This window comes from Micromonospora sp. DT15 (genome assembly GCF_049841475.1).
GTDB lineage: Bacteria > Actinomycetota > Actinomycetes > Mycobacteriales > Micromonosporaceae > Micromonospora.
On the sequence record NZ_JBNCKJ010000010.1, the window covers coordinates 193,775 to 213,506 of the forward strand.

Genomic DNA, 19,732 nt, shown 5'->3' on the forward strand with positions numbered 1-19,732 from the left:
CGGCCGTCTCACGAGCGCACCTCCGTCCGCTGCCCGTCCCCGGCGGGAGCCGGACCGATCGCCAGTGCCCCGCCGGTGCCGGGACCGATGGCCAGTGGCCCACCGTCGCGGGGGCCGCCGAACGGCAGGGCGGCGTCGGCCGGCACCAGCCGCAGCGGTGAGGTGGTCAGCCGATCGCCAGCACGGGCCGGCAGGGTGAGTCGGAACTGCGCGCCCTGCCCGGGAGCACCCCACGCCTCCAGCCAGCCGCCGTGCAGCCGTGCGTCCTCCAGGCTGATCGACAGGCCCAGCCCGGTGCCCCCGGTCTGCCGGGCCCGCGACGGGTCCGCCCGCCAGAACCGGTTGAACACCAGCTTCTCCTCGCCGACCTTCAGCCCCACGCCGTGGTCGCGGACCGTGATCGCCACGGCGGTCTCGTCGATGCCAAGGGTGATCAGCACCGGGCGGGCCTCACCGTGCTCGACGGCGTTGCCGACCAGGTTGCGCAACACCCGCTCGACCCGGCGCGGGTCGACCTCGGCGATGACCGGCGTGCCCGGCAGGTCCAGTTCGATCGGTACGCCAACCCGCTCGGCCAGGCCCGCCAGCCGGTCGACCACCCGGTGCACCACCGGCACCAGGTCGGTCGGCTCGGAATCCAGCATGGCGAAGCCCGCGTCGAACCGACTGATCTCCAGCAGGTCGGTCAGCAGCTCCTCGAAGCGGTCCAACTCGGCCTGGAGCAGCTCGGCGCTGCGGGCTACGGCGGGGTCGAACTCGTCGCGCTCAGCGAAGATCAGGTCGGCGGCCATCCGCACCGTGGTCAGCGGGGTACGCAGCTCGTGGGACACGTCCGAGGTGAAGCGGCGCTGCAACCGGGACATCTCTTCCAGGCGCAGGATCTGCCGTTGCAGGTTGGTGGCCATCTGGTTGAACGACGCGGCGAGCAGGGCCAGGTCGTCCTCGCCGTTGACCACCATCCGCTGGTCGAGCAGGCCCGCGGAGAGCCGCTGGGCGGTACGTGCGGCGACCCGGACCGGGTTGACCACCAGCCGGGTGACAAGCGCCGCGAGCAACCCGAGGAGGATCACCAGCGCGACCCCGGTGGCCACCACCGTGGCGCGGGCGTCGGCGGCGGTGACGTCCTGCCGGCCCAGCGGGACCAGGTAGTAGAGCTCGATCTGGCCGAAGCGGGTGGGCACCGGCGAGCCGTAGACAAGGTATTTGGTGGTCTCGCCGGTGAGTCGCCCGGTGCGGATCTGACTGGCCACCTTGCCGTCGGCGATCGCGGCCCGCAGCTCGGGGCTGATCAGCGGCTGCACGTTCGCCGACGGGGAGGTGCGCGTCTGGATGTCGTTGGGATAGTCGTCGGCGGTGATGGCCACCACCACGCCGCTGGTCTGCTGGGGGTCGCCGCCGGCCAGGTAGTTGACAGTGCCGTCGATGGTCTCCTGAAGCTGCGCCTCCTGCGGCTGGCCGTAGAAGGAGACCTGCTTGGCCGCGTAGCTGGCGCCGGTTGTCACCCGCTGCCGGACGTCGCTGCGCGCGCTGTCGAGCAGGATGGTGGTGATCTTGTCAGCGATCAGGAACGCGAACCCGCCGACCAGGAGGCTGGACGCGACCAGCGTGATGGTCACGACCCGAACCTGGAGCGAGCGACGCCAGGTCTGGTGTGCCCGACCCACCGCACGAGCGACCCGACCACTCACCGCACGCCAGAGCTCCCCGCCGGCGCTGGGCCGGCGGGCTGCCGTACTCGGGGAGGGTGGGGGCGGCGAGGTCGACACAGTGCGACCAGGCTATCCGGTCCCCGCCTTGTAACCCACGCCCCGCACGGTGAGGATGATTTCCGGTCGCTCCGGGTCTGGTTCGATCTTGGCCCGCAACCGCTGGACGTGCACGTTGACCAGACGGGTGTCGGCCGCGTGCCGGTAGCCCCAGACCTGTTCGAGCAGCACCTCGCGGGTGAAGACCTGACGTGGCTTGCGGGCGAGCGCGACCAGCAGGTCGAACTCCAGCGGCGTCAGCTTCACCTCCTCGTCGTTGCGACTCACCGTGTGCGCGGGCACGTCGATGGTGATCTGGTTGTCCGGCGGCCCGATGGTGAGCATCTCCGGGGCCACGTCCTCGCCTCGGCGCAGTCGGGCCCGCATCCGGGCCACCAGCTCCTTGGGCTTGAACGGCTTGACCACGTAGTCGTCGGCGCCGGATTCCAGGCCGAGCACGACGTCGACGGTGTCGCTCTTGGCGGTCAGCATGACGATGGGCACGCCGGACTCCGCCCGAATCGACCTGGCGACGTCGATCCCGCTCATGCCGGGAAGCATCAGGTCAAGCAGCACTATGTCGGGACGACTGTCGCGAAAAGCGGCCAACGCCCGCTCGCCGTCCGCCACAAAAGAGGGCAGGAAACCCTCACTGCGCAGCACGATGCCGAGCATCTCGGCGAGCGCGGGGTCATCGTCGACCACCAGTACGCGGGCTCTCATGGGATTAATATTGCATCCTCATTCAGTTCGGTGGGACCGGCGTCCGCCGGTAACGCTCAGCGCCGCCGTCAAACCGGGTGCCAGCAGTCCGCGGCGGCGGCGCCACGTGCTGCGGTGCCTGGGCGCACGGATGGCCGCGGGCCAGGCTGCCACCATGATCCCCCTTTGGCGGCGCCCGGCGCCACCGCAAGCCGGACCGATCCGGCTGTCGCCATCCGGACGACGGTCAGCCGAACAGCCCACTCCCCCAGTGTTCCCCGCCGTCGCGTACCCCGGGCGGGCAGGCGAACACCCCGCTGGAGACGTGTCGCAGGTACTCGTTCATCACGTCGTGCCGGGCCAGCTGCGTCTGGATCGGCACGAACTGACGGCGTGGATCACGCTGGTAGGCGATGAAGAAGAGGCCCGCGTCGAGCCGGCCGAGGCCGTCCGAGCCGTCGACGAAGTTGTAACCCCGGCGGAGCAGTTGGGCCCCGCCGTTCCGGCTCGGGTGGGCCAGCGTGACATGGGCGTGCTCGGCGATCACCGGCTTCCCGTCCGCGCCACGGGCGGCGAAGTCGGGCTCGTCGAACTCGTCGCCGCGACCCAGCGGCGCGCCGCTGCCCTTGGCCCGGCCGACGATTTCCTCCTGCTCGGCGAGGGAGGTCCGGTCCCAGGTCTCCACCAGCATTCGGATCTTGCGGGTCACCAGGTACGAGCCGCCGGCCATCCAGTCCGGCCCGTCGCCCGGCTGCACCCACAACTGGTCACGCAGCAGGTCGGTGTCCTCGGCCTTGAGGTTGGCCGTGCCGTCCTTGAACCCGAACAGGTTGCGTGCGGTGGCCTGCTCCCGCGTGGTCGACGAGGTGCGACCGAAGCCGAGCTGCGACCAGCGGACGCTCACCACGCCCATGCCCAGCCGGGCCAGGTTACGGATCGCGTGCACCGCCACCTGCGGATCGTTGGAGCAGGCCTGGACGCAGAGGTCGCCGCCGGAGAGCTGCGGCTGCAACGCGTCGCCAGGAAACTTCGGCAGCTCGGCGAGGGCGGCAGGACGACGCTCGGCAAGGCCGAAGCGGTCCCGTCCGTCGGCGTCGCGGAACAGCGTCGGCCCGAAACCGATGGTGAGGGTGAGCTGCGAGGGAGGCAGGCCGAGCGCCTCGCCGGTGTCGTCCGGTGGGGCCTCCGGCATCCCGCCGACCGCACCCAGCACCCCGGCGTCGCGCCCCGCGGTCATCCGGGCGGCGGCGGCCGTCCACTCCTGGAGCAGTTCGACGAGTCGGGCCCGGTCCTTGGTGATCACGTCGAAGGCCACGAAGTGCAGCCGGTCCTGCGCCGGGGTGACGATGCCGGCCTGGTGCTCTCCGTGGAACGGCACCGCCCCGGCCGGGTGGTCGCTCGCCGCGGCCGGGCCATGGGAGCCGTTCAGCAGCGCCCCCGCGCCGGCCGCCACTCCGGCGACCCCGGCCACCCCGGCGCCGGCCAGGGTGATCGCCCGGCGCCGGGTGAACCTGCTTCCGCTCATCGACTCGACTCTTTCTGCCAGGTGGTCACTTCGCGACGGCCGCGGCGACCTTGCTGATCGGCTCGGCGAGCGCGTTGATCCCGTCGGAGAGCTCCTTGAGCTCGGCCTTGCTCAGCGCGGTGTGCAGCTTCCACCCGTCGCCGTCGCGGTGCTTGCCGAGCAGGCCCTCGACGTTCGTGAACTCGGCGTCCAGCTGACTCACCAGCTCCGGCGAGCGCTGCTGCAACGCGGGCCGCAGGGCAGACACGGCGGCCTTGGAACCTTCGAGGTTGGCGGCGAAGTCCCACAGGTCGGTGTGCGAGTAGCGGTCCTCCTCGCCGGTGATCTTGCCGCTGGCCACCTCGTCGAGCAGTTCCTTGGCACCGTTGGCGAGCTGGAGCGGGGAGAGCTTCTCGGCGTTCGCCTTGGCCACGATCTCCTTGACATCCACCAGCAGGCGGTCGGCGATCGGGCCGTCCTTGGAGATGTCGCCGGACTGCCAGAGGTCCTTCTCGATCCGGTGGAAGCCGGTGAACTCCATCCCCTCCTCAAGGACCTCCTCGCGGCCGTCGATCTTGGGGTCGAGGTCACCGAAGATCTCAGCGACCGGCTCGATCCGCTCCCAGTAGGTGCGGGCGACCGGGTAGAGCGCCTTGGACTTCGCCACATCGCCGGCCTTGACCGCGCCGACGAACTCCTCGGTCTTGTCCAACAGCGCGCTGGTCTGGCTCTTCACGTACCGCTGGTAGTTGTCCGTGGCGTCACCCAGCGCGGCGTCGGCGGTGAGCGGCTGCGCCGACCCGCTGACCTTGAGCGCGCCCCGGATGCCCTTGCCGCTCATCCCCGGCTTGCAGGCCGTCTGGTACGTGCCGGCCGGCAACTCCACGTGCAGCTCGCGGCTCAGCCCAGGGGCGATGTTCTCCACCTCGCCCATCACCCGGTCGCCGTCGGCGTACACGTAGAACTCGGTCACCTTCGCACCCGAATTGGTGATCTTGAAGGTGGCGGTGCCGGCGCCCAGGTCGGTCGAGCCGACCTCACAGGCGGTGTCGCTGGCCTTGACCACGATCGGTCCGCCAGACCCGGCCGAGTCGCCCTTGTCAGAGTCGGAGCAGGCGGCCAGACCGGCCGTGGCCAGCACGCCGGCGGCGGCCAGCGCGAAGAACTGGGTGGTACGCATCGAAGCTGTCTCTCCTCGTGGGTCAGGCACGCTGCGGCGCGGACGCCGCCTCGGCCTCGGCGCCGGTGTCAGCCCCGCGCTCGGTGACGGTGGTGGTGGTCGCGGTGGGTGCCGGCTTACGCCGGGCCGGTCGCAGGAAGAGCAGGAGCACCGGTACGGCGTACGCGACCCAGGCGATCGTCTCCAGCACTGTGGGCGCGGGGGTCACGTTGAACATGCCGGCGAGCAGGGCCGCGTACCAGGTGCTCGGGTCGAGCACGCTGGTGATGTCGAAAGCCAGGTCGTTCAGGCCGGGCAGGACGCCGGCCTCCTGGAAGTCGTGCACGCCGTACTTGAGGATGCCGGCGGCGACCAGGATCAGCAGCGCGCCGGTCCAGGTGAAGAACTTGCTGAGGTTGATCCGCAGGGCGCTGGCGTAGAGCAGCACGCCGAGGACCACGGCGGTGACGATCCCGCCGATCAACGCGAGCAGCGGGCCGCTGTCGCCGGCCGCACCCTGGGCGGCCGAGTAGAAGATCAGCGCCGTCTCCAGACCCTCGCGGATCACCGCGAGGAACGCCATCCCGGCGACGGCGAGGGACCCGACGGCCAGCGCCTCGGTGAGCTTGCCCCGCAGTTCGCCGGCGATGGTCCGGGCGGCCCGGCGCATCCAGAAGATCATCCAGGTCACGAAAACCACGGCGGCGACCGAGGTGATCGCCTCGAACAACTCACGATCCTCGGATCGGGACAGCAGCGAGGTCGACGTGTACTCGATCAGCCAGCCGAAGAGCACCGAGAGCGCCACGGCCAGGCCAACGCCCGCCCACACCTGCGGCAGCCGGTCCCGGCGCTGCGACTTCACCAGGAAGGCGACCAGGATGCTGACCACCAGGGTGGCTTCCAGCCCTTCCCGCAGACCGATCAGGTAGGTGGCGAACATCCGAGCTCCGAGTAGGTTAGGCACGCCTTGGTTGACTTAGGGCAGGCATACCTTCCTCCTGGTCAGCGTCGTCGTCAAGTCGTTCACGACAAGCTCACCCTGTCTACGGCGAACTCCACTGTGCGAAGATCGCGCCGTGAGGGGATTCCTGCCGTGGTTGACGGTCCTGGCCGTGGTGCTGCTGCTCAGCGCACTACGCCTACGGGCACTGGCCACCCTCGTCTCGCTCGGCTGGCTGGCCTGGTGCATCTGGACCTGGTTCCGCCCCACCCGCCGCACCTGACCAAGCCCCGACCCCGCGGACCCGCGCCCGAGCCCCGGCCCGGCAGGGCGGAGACGACGGACCGGGCCGGCTGCGAAAAGCCGACCCGGTCCAGAGGTGTCGATCAGTAGCGGTAGTGATCCGGCTTGAACGGACCCTCCGTGGAGACGCCGAGGTAGGCGGCCTGCTCCTTGGTCAGCGTGCTCAGCTTGGCGCCGAGTGCGCCGAGGTGCAGTCGGGCCACCTTCTCGTCCAGGTGCTTGGGCAGCACGTAGACGCCGATCGGGTACTCCTCGGTCTTGGTGAAGAGCTCGATCTGGGCGATCGTCTGGTTGGCGAACGAGTTCGACATGACGAAGCTCGGGTGCCCGGTCGCGTTGCCCAGGTTCAGCAGGCGACCCTCGGAGAGCACGATGATGGCGTGCCCGTCGGCGAAGCGCCACAGGTCGACCTGCGGCTTGATGTTGATCCGCTCGACGTCGGACCGCTTGGCCAGCCCGGCCATGTCGATCTCGTTGTCGAAGTGGCCGATGTTGCCGACGATGGCCTGGTGCTTCATCCGGGCCATGTGCTCGTTGGTGATGACGTCGAAGCAGCCGGTGGCGGTGATGAAGATGTCGGCCTGCTCGACAACGTCGTCCAGGGTGGCGACCTGGTAGCCGTCCATGGCGGCCTGCAACGCGCAGATCGGGTCCACCTCGGTCACCACGACCCGGGCGCCCTGGCCGCGCAGCGACTCGGCGCAGCCCTTGCCCACGTCGCCGTAGCCCATGACGACCGCCATCTTGCCGCCGATCAGCACGTCGGTGGCACGGTTGATGCCGTCGATGAGCGAGTGCCGGCAGCCGTACTTGTTGTCGAACTTGCTCTTGGTCACCGAGTCGTTGACGTTGATGGCCGGGAAGAGCAGGGTGCCGGCCCGGTGCATCTCGTAGAGCCGGTGCACGCCGGTGGTGGTCTCCTCGGTCACGCCCTTGATGCCGGCGGAGATCCGGGTCCACCGCTGGCCGTCCTCGCCGAGCGAGCGGTGCAGCAGCTCGAGGATGACCGCGTACTCCTCGGAGTCGGCGGACTCGACGGGCGGGACCGCCCCGGCCCGCTCGAACTCGGTGCCCTTGTGTACGAGCAGGGTCGCGTCGCCGCCGTCGTCGAGGATCATGTTGGGGCCCTGCCCGTCCGGCCAGGCGAGCACCTGCTCGGTGCACCACCAGTACTCCGGAAGGGTCTCGCCCTTCCAGGCGTACACCGGAACCCCGGCCGGAGCCTCGGGGGTGCCGTCCGGGCCGACGACGATCGCCGCGGCGGCGTGGTCCTGGGTGGAGAAGATGTTGCAGGACGCCCAGCGCACCTGCGCGCCGAGCGCGACCAACGTCTCGATCAGGACGGCGGTCTGGATGGTCATGTGCAGGGAGCCGGTGATCCGCGCGCCGGCGAGCGGCTGCGCCTCGGCGAACTCGCGACGGATCGCCATCAGGCCGGGCATTTCGTGCTCGGCGAGCTGGATCTCTTTACGCCCGAACTCGGCGAGCGACAGATCCGCCACCTTGAAGTCGCCGTCGGCGAGCGTGCTCGGCCGGGCCTCGGACGGCGTGCCGCTGGCGGACGCCGGGAGGGTGCTGGTCATGAAAGCTCCTGTCGAACGATGTCTGCGCCGACCTTCCACCTTACGCGCGTCGGCGACGGGCATCAGGCACGGTCGGCGGACAGCGCACGGGGCGGTCGGTGATGGACGGACTTTCCCGCCCACGTCCCGCCCGCCCCGTGCATCCCCCCGGTTTGGTTCCCCCGCACGTTCTCGGACCGTCGTCGCGATAACGCTGCGTACTCATAGAGTCACACTCAGGCAGGATGACGTCAAGCTATTCCGGAAAAGTCGGACTTGTGTCGTTGGCTAGGGTCGGGGTCAGCGCAGCCCGGACGTCGCCACGAACGCCACACCGGTGCCGTCGATCCGCAGCGGCGCTTCCAACGCCGTACCGATCGCCGCCTCGCCGGAGGCCAGCGTCAACGCGCCGGCACCGTCGTCCACGGTGATCGAACCACCAGCGCAGAGCACCACCCGGGGCCCCGGCAGCGACAGTGTCACCGAGGGCACCGCCGCGTCGACCCGGACCCGGTGCAGCGCGAAGTCGTCCACCGGCACGGGCCAGCAGTCCACGCCCGGGCCGACCGGCTCCGCGGCCCGCACCGGATCGACGAGCACCTCGAAGCGCAGCACCCGCAACAACTCGTCGACGTCCACCCGCTTCGGCGTCAGGCCGCCGCGCAGCACGTTGTCGCTGGCCGCCATGATCTCCACGCCGCAGCCACTCAGGTAGGCGTGCAGGTTGCCGGCGGGCATCCAGATCGCCTCCCCCGCCTCCAGCCGCAGGTGGTGCAACAGCAGCGCGACCAGCGCACCCGGATCCCCCGGGTACGCCGTGGCCAGTCGGCGGGTCAGCTCCGCGTCCGGGCCGTCGACCGGGGCCGCCACCACAGCGGCCAGCAGGTCGTGACGCCTGGCGACCGGCCAGCCGAGCAGCGTCCGCACCGCCGTCCGCAACCCTGCCGGCCCGGACCGCAACGCGGCGACCACAGGCGCCAACTCCGGTACGCCGAACGCCGCGAGCGCCTCGGCCGACTCCGCCGGATCCCGGAAACCGCACAGCGCCTCGAACGGGGTGAGCGCGACAAGCAACTCCGGCTTGTGGTGCGGGTCGGAGTAGTTGCGCGGCCCCTCGGTGCGCCCCGCCTCCGCCGCGTAGCCAGCCTGCGCCTGCTCGGCGTCCGGGTGGGCCTGCAGGCTCAGCGGAGCGTCGGCCGCGAGCACCTTGAGCAGGAACGGCAGCCGGTCGCCGAACCGCTCGGACACCCGCTGGCCGAGCCACTGCCCTGGTTCGTCCCGCACCAGGTCGCAGAGGCTCACCCGCAGGCCGGCACGATCCACGAGGGCCGGGGCGCCCGGGTGGGCCCCCAACCACAGCTCCGCCTCCGGGCCCGCGCTCGGCACCGCTCGCCCCTGGAGGAGGGCGATGGCCGAGCGCGAGCCCCAGGCGTAGTCCCGGATCGGCCCGTACAGTGGCTCCACGCGTCAGCCCCCGGGCCGCCCGGCCGGCTCGCCCGACGTGTCCTGCGGCTGCGGTACCGCGGTGTCGGCCGCGGCACCGGTGCCGGCCTCGGCGGCGGCGGTGCTGTAGACGTCCGGCTCCAGATAGATCACCCGGGCGATCGGCACCGCGGCGCGGATCCGCGCCTCGACGGCGTTGATGCCACGGGCCAGGTCGTGGGCGCTCTCCCACTCCGGAACGGCGATCTTGGCGGCCACCATCAGCTCTTCCGGGCCCAGGTAGAGCGTCTTCATGTGGATGATCCGCTCCACCTCGGGGCCTTCGGTGACGGCCCGCTCGATGGCGGCCAGCTCGGACGCCTCGGCGCCCTCACCGAGCAGCAGGCTCTTCGTCTCGATGGCCAGCACGACGGCGATGACCACCAGCAGGATGCCGATCATCGCGGTGCCGGCGGCGTCCCACTCGCCGTTGCCGGTGATCAGCGTCATGGTGACGCCGAACAGGGCGAACACCAGACCGACCAGCGCGCCGAAGTCCTCCAGGAGCACCACCGGCAGCTCCGGCGCCTTGGCCCGGCGGATGAAACGCACCCAGGACTGGTTGCCCCGGATGTGGTTGGACTCCTTGATGGCGGTCCGGAAGGAGAACGACTCCATGATGATCGCCAACACCAGCACGACCACCGGCAGCCAGTGCCAGGACTCGATGCCGCCCTTGTCATGCCACTTGTGGTACGCCTCGTAGAGCGCGAACAGGCCACCGATGCTGAACAGCACGATGGACACGATGAACGCGTAGATGTAGCGCTCCCGGCCGTACCCGAACGGGTGTTCCGGTGTGGCCGCGCGCTTCGCCCGCTTGCCGCCGAGCAGCAGCAGACCCTGGTTGCCGGAGTCGGCGACCGAGTGGACCGCCTCGGCCAGCATCGACGACGAGCCGGAGAGCAGGAACGCGATGAACTTGGTGACGGCGATGCCGATGTTGGCCAGCAGGGCGGCGACAATCGCCTTCGTCCCACCGTTGGCGCTCATGCCACCGCTCCGCTTCGCCGCACGAAGCCGCTCGGTCCGCGCATGATGCGCCGCCCCGTACGTTCGTTCACTGGTTCGATAGCTCCTTCATCTCGGTGATGGCCGGAACGGCCATCGGGTCCAACCCGTGTGCCAGAGCAAGGTAGATCGAGGCGAAATCCGGAACGGCGATCAGCGACGCCAGCCGCTCCAGGGCGGAGCCGCCCTCGGCGGTCACCACGTCGCACCGCACGCCACGGCGCTCCGCGAGGGTCTGCACCGCGTCCGCACGGCGCTCCTCGACGGCGAGCGGCTCGTCGGTGTCGTCCTCGGCGTTGAGCCCGCCGTCGCGCAGCAGCACCAGCCGCAGCCGGGTGCCCTCGCCGTCGTCCTCGGCCGGGTCGGCGAAGATGTCCCGCTCCCCCTCGGCCAGGCCGCCGAAGACGCCGTCGAGCAGCCCGACCCGACCCCGCCCGGCCTCACCCAACGCTCCGGTGACCACCGGGTAGCGGGCGTTTGCCGACAGGGTGTCGCCGAACCGGCGGGCCGCCACCGTGGCCAGCGGGGACGAACCCCAGACGATGGGGATCGAGCCGGCCAGGCCCAGCGCCAGTGACTTCGCGGGGTTGACGAAGGACTCGGCCGCGGACCGGCAGCGGTCCGCGTCCGCGTCGAGCCGGGACGCGGTCTCGGCCAGGTCCGCCTCGTTGACCTTCACGAGCCCGAGGGAACGGGCGGCGAGCAGGACCGGCACCGTGAGCGCCCAGAGGCTGGCCCGGGCCGGGGCACGCCGGGGCACCGGGATGAACGGCGCCCGGGCCTGCTCGGCGATCGACTGCAACTGCGAATCCGGGGCACCCACGGCGACGAGTCGGGCACCACGGCGGTGGGCCGCCTCGGCGGCGCCGAGCGCCTCCGGGCTACGTCCGGACGCGCTCACCGCGATCACCACGTCGGCCGCGCCCACCCAACCGGGCACGCCGGCGGAGCGGTGCCCGATGATCGGGACCGGGCAGCGTGGGCCGGCGACAGTGGCCAGCACGTCACCGGTACGCCCGGCGGTGCCGATGCCGGCGATCACGACGGCTCGGGGCCGCCCGTCGTCGGCGAGCACCGCGAGGTTCGCCTCGGCTGCCAGTGCGGCGCTCTCGCGAACCTGCGCACCGGCCGACGCCGTGTGCCGGAGCATGCCGCCCGGGTCGGCCTCGGCCAACGCCTGCGAGTTGTCGAGCAGGGCCTCGTCGGCGTCACGGCGCCCACTGACCCCGGCCGTACCGTCGATCATGAGGACTGCCCGGGGCCGCCGCGCGCCTCGTCGAGCAGCAGCACCGGCACGTCGTCGCGGACCTCGAAGATCCGGCCGCACTCCGTGCAGGTCAACGTCTGCGCCTCGGCGTCATAGGTGAGCGGGGCGTGGTGCGTGTCCGGACAGGCAAGGATCTCCAGCAACTGCGGATCCAGGGCCATGGCACGGCTCCTTCCACGTGTACGGCTTGACCGACGGCGGTGCCGACCGGCGCAGGCGATCTTATCGGCGAACGCGGTCGAGCACGTCGTCCCGGAGCGAGACCATCCGATCCCGGGTGGGCGCCTCGACGTTGAGCCGCAGCAGCGGCTCCGTGTTGGAGGCGCGCAGGTTGAACCAGGCGCCGTCGGGGAAACGCAGGGTGAGCCCGTCCATCTCGTCAGCGACCGCGTCGGGGTACGCGGCGCGCACCTCGGCCACCGCCGCCGCCTGGTCGGTCACCGTCGAGTTGATCTCGCCGGAGGCGATGTAGCGCTCGTACTCACCGGCCAACACGGACAGCGGCAGCGACTGCTCACCCAGCGCGGCCAACGTGTGCATCGCGGCGAGCATCCCGGTGTCGGCGAACCAGAAGTCCCGGAAGTAGTAGTGCGCGGAGTGTTCGCCGCCGAAGACGGCGTTGGTGCGGGCCATCTCCGCCTTGATGAAGGAGTGCCCGACCCGGGCGACGACCGGCTTCCCACCGTGCTCCCGGATGATCTCCGCGACGGCGCTGGAGGTGATCAGGCCGTGGATCACCGTGGAACCCGGGTGCTTGGCCAGCTCACGGGCGGCGACGAGTGCGGTGATCGCCGACGGTGAGACCGGTTCGCCGCGCTCGTCCACCACGAAGCACCGGTCGGCGTCACCGTCGAAGGCCAACCCGATGTCCGCCCCGTGCTCGACCACAGCGCGCTGGAGGTCGACCAGGTTCGCCGGGTCGAGTGGGTTGGCCTCGTGGTTGGGGAAGCTGCCGTCCAACTCGAAGTAGAGCGGCACGATCTCCAGCGGCAGCGGCGACAGGGCCGCGTCGCCCAGCACCGTCGGAACGGTGAAGCCACCCATGCCGTTGCCGGCGTCGACGACCACCTTCAACGGCCGGATACCCGACAGGTCCACCAGCTTGCGCAGGTAGCCGGCGTAGTCGGGGAGCAGGTCGCGCCGCTCGGCGGGCCGGGTCGGCGCTCCGGCGGGACGAGCGTCGCCCGAGTCCAGAAGTGCCTGGGCCCGCTCCCGGATCTCGGCCAGGCCGCTCTCCTGGCCGATCGGGCGCGCGCCGGAGCGGCACATCTTGATGCCGTTGTACTGCGCGGGGTTGTGGCTGGCGGTGAACATCGCGCCGGGCAGGTCGAGCGAGCCGGACGCGTAGTAGAGCAGGTCGGTGGACGCGAGGCCGATCTCGATCACCGAGCGGCCCTCGGCGCGTACCCCGGTGGCGAACGCGGCGGCCAGGCCGGGCGAGGTGGCCCGCATGTCGTACCCGACGACGACGGCGTCGCCCGGCTCGTCGGTGGAGTTGAGCAGTTGGGTGAAGGCGGCGCCCAGTGCCTCGGCGGCCCGTTCGTCCCACTGGTCCGGCACCGTCCCGCGGACGTCGTAGGCCTTCACAATCTGGGACAGATCAGACACGTGTTCCACTCCTTGGCCGCAGGTTAGACACCGATCCTGAGCCTAACGGAGGGCCGGGCCGTCCTCCGCTCAGCCGGGGAGGCGGGGGATGAACACGGTGTGGCCGTCACCGTCGGTGGGCGGGTCACCGGGCTTCGGGCGGCCGTCGGGCCGGCCCGGCATCGGCTGGGTGGCCTCCGGCGCGGGGGTGTCCGGCCGGGCACCGTAAACCCCGCCGGTGGCGGGACGCGGTGACGGCACCGCACCACCCCAGGTGGCGGCCGGCGGCTGCTGGCCGTACACCTGACCGGGGCGACCGGGCGCGGCCGGCAACCCACCCCCGGCCCGGTAGGTGGTGCCGCCCGGGTTGCCCGGCAGGGTGTCGGGCGCCTCGTCGGACGGCTTGCGGTCCTGCCGTGAGCGGCGGAACAGCAGCACGATGAGCAGCAGCCCGACCGCCACCAGCACAATGCCGAAGTACATCACCGGCGATCCTCCCCCTGACGACTCGGCGGCGGTCGCCGTGGTGCTCGGCGCCGCGGAGACGCCGCCCTGCGCCGCCGGGTTCACCGCCTCGTCGACTGTCGCGACCTCGGTCGGGCTCGGAGTCGGCGACGGCGTCTTCGACCGCGACGGAGTCGGCGACGGAGTGACCCGCGCTCCGGTCAGCCGCGCCGCATCGGTGGCGCGACCCAGCGTCTGGCCAGAGGCGCTGATGCCCACGCCCGTGACCACGAGACGGCCACCCGGCGAACCCGCCGCGAACGCCACCCGGTAGCGCACCGTGATGCCCTTGCCCTTGCACAGCGTCGGCTTCGAGGGTGACGTCTGCGCTGTCGACACAGTGCCGGTGCCGCCGGTGACGGCCACCGGGAACCAGCGCCCGCCCGCGTTGACCTCGACCGCCACCTGGTTCGGCTGGAGGCCCTGGAGGCTGAAGCCCAGCGCGGTACGCAGCAGGACACACCCGTCGGTGCGCTTGCGCACCGCGACGTTTACCCCCTGCGCGGAACCACCGGCGGCGAAGCTGCTGGCCGCGCCCACCCGGACCGAGTCCTGGTCGGCCAGCGCCGGTGACGCACCGAGCATCACCAGGCCGCCCGCAAGACCGCAGACCGCCGCGAGCCGTGCCACGCGTCGACGCACTGTCATGATTACCTCGCCGTTCTCCCCGGGTGGGGTCCGCCGGCCAGGCTACTACCGGCCCACCTGTCCCACCGGTCATAGAGCGCCCCGCATGTGTGCGGCGTTACGGTTTAGCGCCCCTCCCGACAGCCAGACTGACCAGCCAATCAGCGGGCGCGCTCCGCCTCGGCGAGGGCGTCACGGCACAGCCGGTCAGCGGTGCGGGTGGTCTCCGGCGGCGCGCGCCATGATCCACTCGGCTTCACGGAAGTCGGGTGGTCCCGCCGCCCCGGATGCCCCGACATCAATGAACCCGAGTCGATCACCCTCGACCTGAGGCACCGACGCCATCCCCGGTGACCCCGCCATCCTGGGCAGGATCACGGCCGGCCCGGCCCCTGATCGCACCCAGGCCGAGGGCGAAGGCAGTGCAGAAGGCGACACCGAAGGCAACGCCACCCTTCGCACCGAACACGGGAATGCCGATCGCCAGACCGATCAGGAGGCCGACCGGCCAGGCCCAGACAGTGGACCTGACGCTCTGCGTACCAGATTTCGCCACGCGTCGATCTTATTCGGCCCCGCGAGGGCCCCGCCGATCGCTCCAACTCGTCGCGGCCTCCTCGACCCACCGGCCAACCCAAGACGACCGCCCGCTGCCGAATCCCACGAATGAGCGCCTGCTCTCTCGCTTGCACGCGCAATCACTGCCGACCGGATGGCTGCGGGCCGCCGGCGCTGACATCAGGCGTGAACATGGCTCGGATGCCGTCCTCGTCGGGCAGCGCGCCCCCACTGACGGTCTCAGCAACCCTCTCAGCCGTGGCCCGATCGACAGTTTCGAAGCGGTCGACGTTGCGATAGTCGTCAACAAAGCGAACGACCAGACCCGGATCGAAGGCCCAGCGTCCGCTGCGGTGATCCCAGAGGATGGCATTGCCTGCGCCTACGTCCATTACGAAGAGTCCGGCTGGACCCCCGAGCCTCTCGTCATTCCGGTAGACCACGTAGTAGGTCAGACTGCGGCCCATCCGATTCGTCACCAATCCCGGGCGCTAACCCGAATCGACTGTGTCGACTTCGACGCCTATCGGCGACTCTCGATCGAGGCGACCTGCACGCCCGCCGCTTCAACCTCCGCCCGGACCGCAGCCAGCAGATCCCGCACGTCCGAGTCGCTCGGCTCCGCCAGCACGTCGATGTCGAGGCGCCACCCTTGGCTGTCCACGTCGCGCCAGAGCCCAACGCTCGTAGATACCCCTGCGATCGTCCGTCTGACTTCGCCGAACAGCTCGTCCCAGTCGTCGCCGAGACGTCCAACTTCATTCAGGCTGAGCACGGCTCGCAGACGACCCAATGTGGCCCGATCCATCTCCCCGTCTAGATTAATTACCCAACTAGCTGACATTCGGCTCCCCGACAATCCAGTCTGAATCTTGGAAGTGGGACGACACTCCGGTTCCGGATCGATCCGGCGGGCCGGCACCAGGAAAAATCGCTGGCACCACGTCGCGGCCCAGATTACGTGCGTGCCGCTCGGCCCAATCAAACAGGTGAGGGAAGCACTCTCGCGCCACCTTCTTCGTCACAAAACCGTACCTCGCATTGACGACACGAAGGCCAGGATATTTCTCGGCCGCGTGTTGCCGTGCCTGCTCCACCATCTCATCAGAGGAAATTTGGAAGTCGAAATCACTCGGCTCTTCGAGGCCCAGCCGGTACATGGAGTCGAACGGCCTACGCAGTGGAAGCGGCAGTCCCTGCGACCAGCCCTGCAGACGCGCCAACGCCTCCGGGTCGTCGACCAAATCGGACTCCGTCGGCATCTTCTTGTGGGGACCCGAGAAAAATCGAGCCGACGAGCCCTGAAGCCGAATGTCGACAGTTGACAGGTCTAGACCATCCTCTCGCAATGCATCGAAGAGACCGGCCGTCATCTGTGCAAACTGCTCCCGGGTAGCTCCAAGAGGCGCCGACCTGTCGGCCCAGGCCAGGACGGCATCGGGTGTGATGCCGAGGAACTCGCAATCCTTCGGGTTCAACTGGCGGCCAGACTCATCCGCAGGCAACAGTGGACCGGCAGCCTGCCAACCGGGGTTGCCCCTATCTTCTCCTGCGGTCTCCTGCCCGGTCTCGATTCGGTTCTGCCCGCTATCGGCACTCGCCGAGCCCGGGCCGTCGAGGAGCAGGTACATCCGGTTGATGTACGGGTCGCCGTGGCCGCCGTCGTCGCGCGTCGGCGGGTGATCCGGCAGGTCGGGCCGTTCGCTGAACCGGCCCCGGGGCAGTCCGCCGAGCGGCATCGGTCGGCCGTCTCCGCTCAGCACCAGCGCGTCGATGCCGACCACGTCGGGGTAGAGCGGCCGGTCCCGGACCACGCCGTTCTGTGGGTCCACGTAGAGCACTGTGCCGTTCTGGTTGAGCGCGACCCAGGCGTGCGAACCGCCGTGCGCCCACTCGGTGACCAGGAACGAGTAGCTGCCGTGCCCGCCCAGCAGCAGTTGGTCGTGCAGGTTGCGGTAGCCCCGGTCGGCGGCCTGCCGCGCCTGTGCGGAGTCCGTGCGTTGGCCGGACGCCGGGGCGAGGAGTTTCTGGAAGCGCCCGCCGGTCACGTCCTCCACCCGGCCCGGGCCGCCCGCCTCGCCACGGATGGGGCGTCGGATGTCACCGTCGAGGTAGCCGTCGAAGGTTCGTGGCGCCGACACGCGGGGGCGCCCGTGCACCCACGTCTCGAACAGCGACAGTGTGCAGTCCAGGCAGTTGATGCCCCGGGTGGCGTCGGCCGCGGGACCGCCGTCGTTGAGCAGCCCGAACCAGCCGCCGTGTCGGGGGTCGGCGGTGCGGGTGACGGTGCCGTCCGGTCCACGGGGCATCTGTCGTTCGACGTCGACCTGGTGCAGGGCGAGCGGTGGCCGGAGTCCTCCGGGCTGCCCGTACGGCCGGGAGTCGTCGATCGGCGGCGGATCGTCGTCGCCGGTGAGCATGGACGGGCCGGTGGTCTCCACCGCGCCGAGCGCGAGCGCGCCCACGTCCCGGTTGGCGTGTTCGAAAGTGGCGCTGATGTCCACGACCGGCGGGGCCGTGGTGCCGGCCAGCACCGCGTCTGCCAGGTCACGCCATTCGGCGTACGCGCGTGCTTCCTCGTTCGCGGCGCGCTGCCAGCCGTCGGCCCACTGCCGGTTGCCGGCCTGGTGCAGTTGACGGGCGTAGGTGGCGTACTCGACGGCTCGGCGATCGTGTTCCACGGCGCGGGTGCGCAGTCGGGCGGCCTCGGCGTGCCGGCGGTTGTTCTCGAACCCGGTTCGCAGCGATTCGTAGTGGTCCTGGTAGCGCCGCCGCTCGGCGGCTTCCGCTGCTGCGGCCCACTGCGCCGCGTACGCGTCGTTGGTTTCGGGCTCGCGCACCGACGGGGCACCGAACGCGGCCACGTCGACGGGGATCGACGCCCTTCCCCGGGCGGGATGGTCGGGCGACCGCACCGGTGCGGGCGTCTGCCGGGTCGGGACACGCGCCGGCACGGTGAATCGACCCACCACCGGTGGGGTGGAGGCGACCGGCAGCGGCCCGTTGGCGGTCGTCTGGGTGCCGTAGGTGATCGGTGCCGCCGGGCCTGGGGTGATCGTTGGTGCGGAGGGGCCGGTCGCCGGAGGCCAGGCGGTCGGTCCGGAGGGGCCGGTCGCCGGAGGCCAGGCGGTCGGTCCGGAGGTGGTGACGTGCGGGGAACTACCGGGCTGAACCGGCGGCACACCGGTGGCAGCCGGCCCGCTGCCCGATTCGAGGGGACCGACCACGGGCGCGGACGCCGACGAAAGCCTCGGATCAGCACCCACCACAGATTGACTCGGATCACCTACCGCCGACGTGGCCGGGTTGGTGGTCGTCGCCGACAGCACGGGGTCGGCCGTGACCGGGTGCGGGACGCCCGATCTGTCGCCGAACGACCCACCCGTCTCGGAGGCGCCCACCGCCGCGCTGTGCACTGCGTCCACGTCGGACAGCGCGCCAACCGGCGTCGGGGACGACGTGTGCGCGTCAGGCGCGACCGGAGACGCCGGCCCGGCTCCTCGTGACTGCTCGACAACCGGTGGTGTCGGCGCAGCCACCTCGTCCGGTGGAGTGGTCGCGACAGCCTCCGTCGCCTGCATCGGAACGCCCGCAGCAGTCACCAGACCACCCGAAGCCACACCACCGGCAGCCCCCGCGGAAGGAGCACTCGCGGCAGACGAGACCCCGAAGGAGGGAGCCGCTCCGGCAGAGGCCGCATCCCCCGCGACGGGCAACACCGGCGGAAGGGAGGGGCCCGTGAAGGATGCTCCGGCGAGGGCGTTGGCCTGCGCGTCGAGCCGGGCGCGTAGCGCGTGGTCGGTCTGCCCGGTCGCCGAACCGGTGGCCCCGGACGCGGCGGCGCGCGCCACGTCCTCCATCGAGGTCAGGCCCTGACCGGTGGCCAGGCTCGCCGCACTGTCGGCGAGCACCTCGCCGGTCATCTCCCGCCCCAGGTGCTCCCCGACCTTCGCCGCCCGCCCGGTGGCGTGCCGGCCCAGGCCGGCCAGCGGTGCCACCGCCCCGCCGGCCAACCCGCCCACCGCCGACGCGCCGAGATCGGTCAGGTCCAGGCCGTGTGCCCGCCCGCTGGAGTTCTGGTACGCCTGGGTGGCCAGGGTGACCCCGGCCTCCTCGGTGGCCTCCTCCAGCCCGCCCCGGGCGGCCCGCTTGGCGAACCCGCGCACACCGCCTCGGGCGACCTCCTTGGCGGCCCGCTCGCCGGCCTCCTTGAGCCCGTGCTTGAGGGACTTGCTGGCCAGCTGGCCCATCAACCGCTTGAAGATCTGTTGAACCAGCAGCCGCGTCGCGGTGATCGCCGCCCCGGCGGCCGGGGTTGCCGCACCGGCGGTCAGCACCGCCGCCACCGCAACGGTGAGCAACTCGATGACCAGGATGCCCAGCTCGATCCAGACTTCCAGCTTGGCGCCCTCGATGTCGCAACCGCACTCCTCGACCAGCCGGCCCAGGTCGGCCGTGACCGCGAGCAGCACGGGCAGCGGAGCGTCGGCGCCCTCGGCGATCCCCCGCCAGGCCGCCTCGAACGCCGCGTCGACAGCTCCGACGCCGCCGTACCCGTTGTGCACCTCGACGGCCGCCGTGGCGGCGTCGGCGTGCGGGCCGGCGAGCACGGAGGCAACCGAGTACCACTGGTCGGCGACGTCCCAGACGGCCCGCTCGTTGCCATCCGGCCACTGCACGCCGACCACCCAGTCGAGGGCCTCGTAGATCCAGCCGGGCACGTCCCACGGCGCGTGGTCCAGGGGGTGCGGGATGGGGCTCGGCAGCACGCTCATCTC

At 70.9% G+C, this 19,732-nt stretch carries 16 protein-coding genes; 1 reads left to right on the forward strand and 15 read right to left on the reverse strand.

From position 1 onward, the window contains the following. Positions 1-8 precede the first annotated feature (8 nt). The 5 genes from mtrB to efeU all read right to left on the reverse strand — a co-directional run bounded on the left by mtrB (position 9) and on the right by efeU (position 6,053). Positions 9-1,766: an MtrAB system histidine kinase MtrB gene (mtrB, locus tag ACLQ3F_RS22710; protein ID WP_357203304.1), complete on the reverse strand. Its 1,758-nt coding sequence runs from the start codon at positions 1,764-1,766 to the stop codon at positions 9-11. Positions 1,767-1,778: 12 nt separating this feature from the next. Next, positions 1,779-2,468, reverse strand: coding sequence for an MtrAB system response regulator MtrA (mtrA, locus tag ACLQ3F_RS22715; protein WP_030331519.1), 690 nt, complete (start codon positions 2,466-2,468; stop codon positions 1,779-1,781). A gap of 226 nt (positions 2,469-2,694) precedes the next feature. Beyond that, complete coding sequence (efeB, locus tag ACLQ3F_RS22720; RefSeq protein WP_357259108.1) at positions 2,695-3,972, reverse strand: iron uptake transporter deferrochelatase/peroxidase subunit; 1,278 nt, start codon at positions 3,970-3,972, stop codon at positions 2,695-2,697. A 25-nt stretch (positions 3,973-3,997) separates the two neighbouring features. Then, on the reverse strand, positions 3,998-5,131 hold the full coding sequence (gene efeO / locus ACLQ3F_RS22725) for an iron uptake system protein EfeO (RefSeq protein WP_357203298.1): 1,134 nt from the start codon (positions 5,129-5,131) through the stop codon (positions 3,998-4,000). A 22-nt stretch (positions 5,132-5,153) separates the two neighbouring features. Next, positions 5,154-6,053 carry an iron uptake transporter permease EfeU gene (gene efeU / locus ACLQ3F_RS22730; RefSeq protein WP_357203295.1) on the reverse strand — a complete coding sequence of 300 codons (900 nt, stop codon included), beginning with the start codon at positions 6,051-6,053 and terminating at the stop codon, positions 5,154-5,156. Between the two features lie 136 nt (positions 6,054-6,189). Here efeU and ACLQ3F_RS22735 point away from each other — a divergent pair, with 136 nt between their 5' ends. Continuing rightward, positions 6,190-6,336 (forward strand): hypothetical protein, encoded by a 147-nt coding sequence (locus tag ACLQ3F_RS22735; protein ID WP_167493764.1) that lies wholly within the window; start codon positions 6,190-6,192, stop codon positions 6,334-6,336. Positions 6,337-6,439: 103 nt separating this feature from the next. Here the strand turns inward: ACLQ3F_RS22735 and ahcY are convergent, their stop codons facing one another. From ahcY to ACLQ3F_RS22785, 10 genes are all read right to left on the reverse strand, one after another. Beyond that, positions 6,440-7,939, reverse strand: a complete 1,500-nt coding sequence (gene ahcY, locus ACLQ3F_RS22740; protein WP_328650867.1) for an adenosylhomocysteinase — start codon at positions 7,937-7,939, stop codon at positions 6,440-6,442. A gap of 279 nt (positions 7,940-8,218) precedes the next feature. Then, positions 8,219-9,382 (reverse strand): mannose-6-phosphate isomerase, class I, encoded by a 1,164-nt coding sequence (gene manA, locus ACLQ3F_RS22745; protein WP_425851258.1) that lies wholly within the window; start codon positions 9,380-9,382, stop codon positions 8,219-8,221. A 3-nt stretch (positions 9,383-9,385) separates the two neighbouring features. Next, complete coding sequence (locus tag ACLQ3F_RS22750; RefSeq protein ID WP_425851260.1) at positions 9,386-10,393, reverse strand: cation diffusion facilitator family transporter; 1,008 nt, start codon at positions 10,391-10,393, stop codon at positions 9,386-9,388. Between the two features lie 67 nt (positions 10,394-10,460). Continuing rightward, a complete protein-coding gene (locus ACLQ3F_RS22755; protein WP_357204243.1) occupies positions 10,461-11,657 on the reverse strand; it encodes an SIS domain-containing protein in 1,197 nt (398 codons plus the stop codon). Next, the gene (locus ACLQ3F_RS22760) at positions 11,654-11,839 is read right to left on the reverse strand and encodes a Trm112 family protein (RefSeq protein ID WP_091394023.1); all 186 of its coding nucleotides are present in this window, start codon (positions 11,837-11,839) and stop codon (positions 11,654-11,656) included. Before ACLQ3F_RS22760 ends, ACLQ3F_RS22755 begins: the two co-directional genes overlap by 4 nt. Positions 11,840-11,900: 61 nt before the next feature. Then, positions 11,901-13,286 carry a phosphomannomutase/phosphoglucomutase gene (locus tag ACLQ3F_RS22765; RefSeq protein ID WP_355005567.1) on the reverse strand — a complete coding sequence of 462 codons (1,386 nt, stop codon included), beginning with the start codon at positions 13,284-13,286 and terminating at the stop codon, positions 11,901-11,903. Between the two features lie 69 nt (positions 13,287-13,355). Beyond that, a complete protein-coding gene (locus ACLQ3F_RS22770; RefSeq protein WP_425851262.1) occupies positions 13,356-14,417 on the reverse strand; it encodes a hypothetical protein in 1,062 nt (353 codons plus the stop codon). A 677-nt stretch (positions 14,418-15,094) separates the two neighbouring features. Further along, positions 15,095-15,433 carry a hypothetical protein gene (locus ACLQ3F_RS22775; protein WP_425851264.1) on the reverse strand — a complete coding sequence of 113 codons (339 nt, stop codon included), beginning with the start codon at positions 15,431-15,433 and terminating at the stop codon, positions 15,095-15,097. Between the two features lie 44 nt (positions 15,434-15,477). Beyond that, positions 15,478-15,729: a hypothetical protein gene (locus tag ACLQ3F_RS22780; protein ID WP_425851266.1), complete on the reverse strand. Its 252-nt coding sequence runs from the start codon at positions 15,727-15,729 to the stop codon at positions 15,478-15,480. Positions 15,730-15,787: 58 nt separating this feature from the next. After that, on the reverse strand, positions 15,788-19,729 hold the full coding sequence (locus ACLQ3F_RS22785; protein ID WP_425851268.1) for a toxin glutamine deamidase domain-containing protein: 3,942 nt from the start codon (positions 19,727-19,729) through the stop codon (positions 15,788-15,790). Positions 19,730-19,732: the final 3 nt, after the last annotated feature.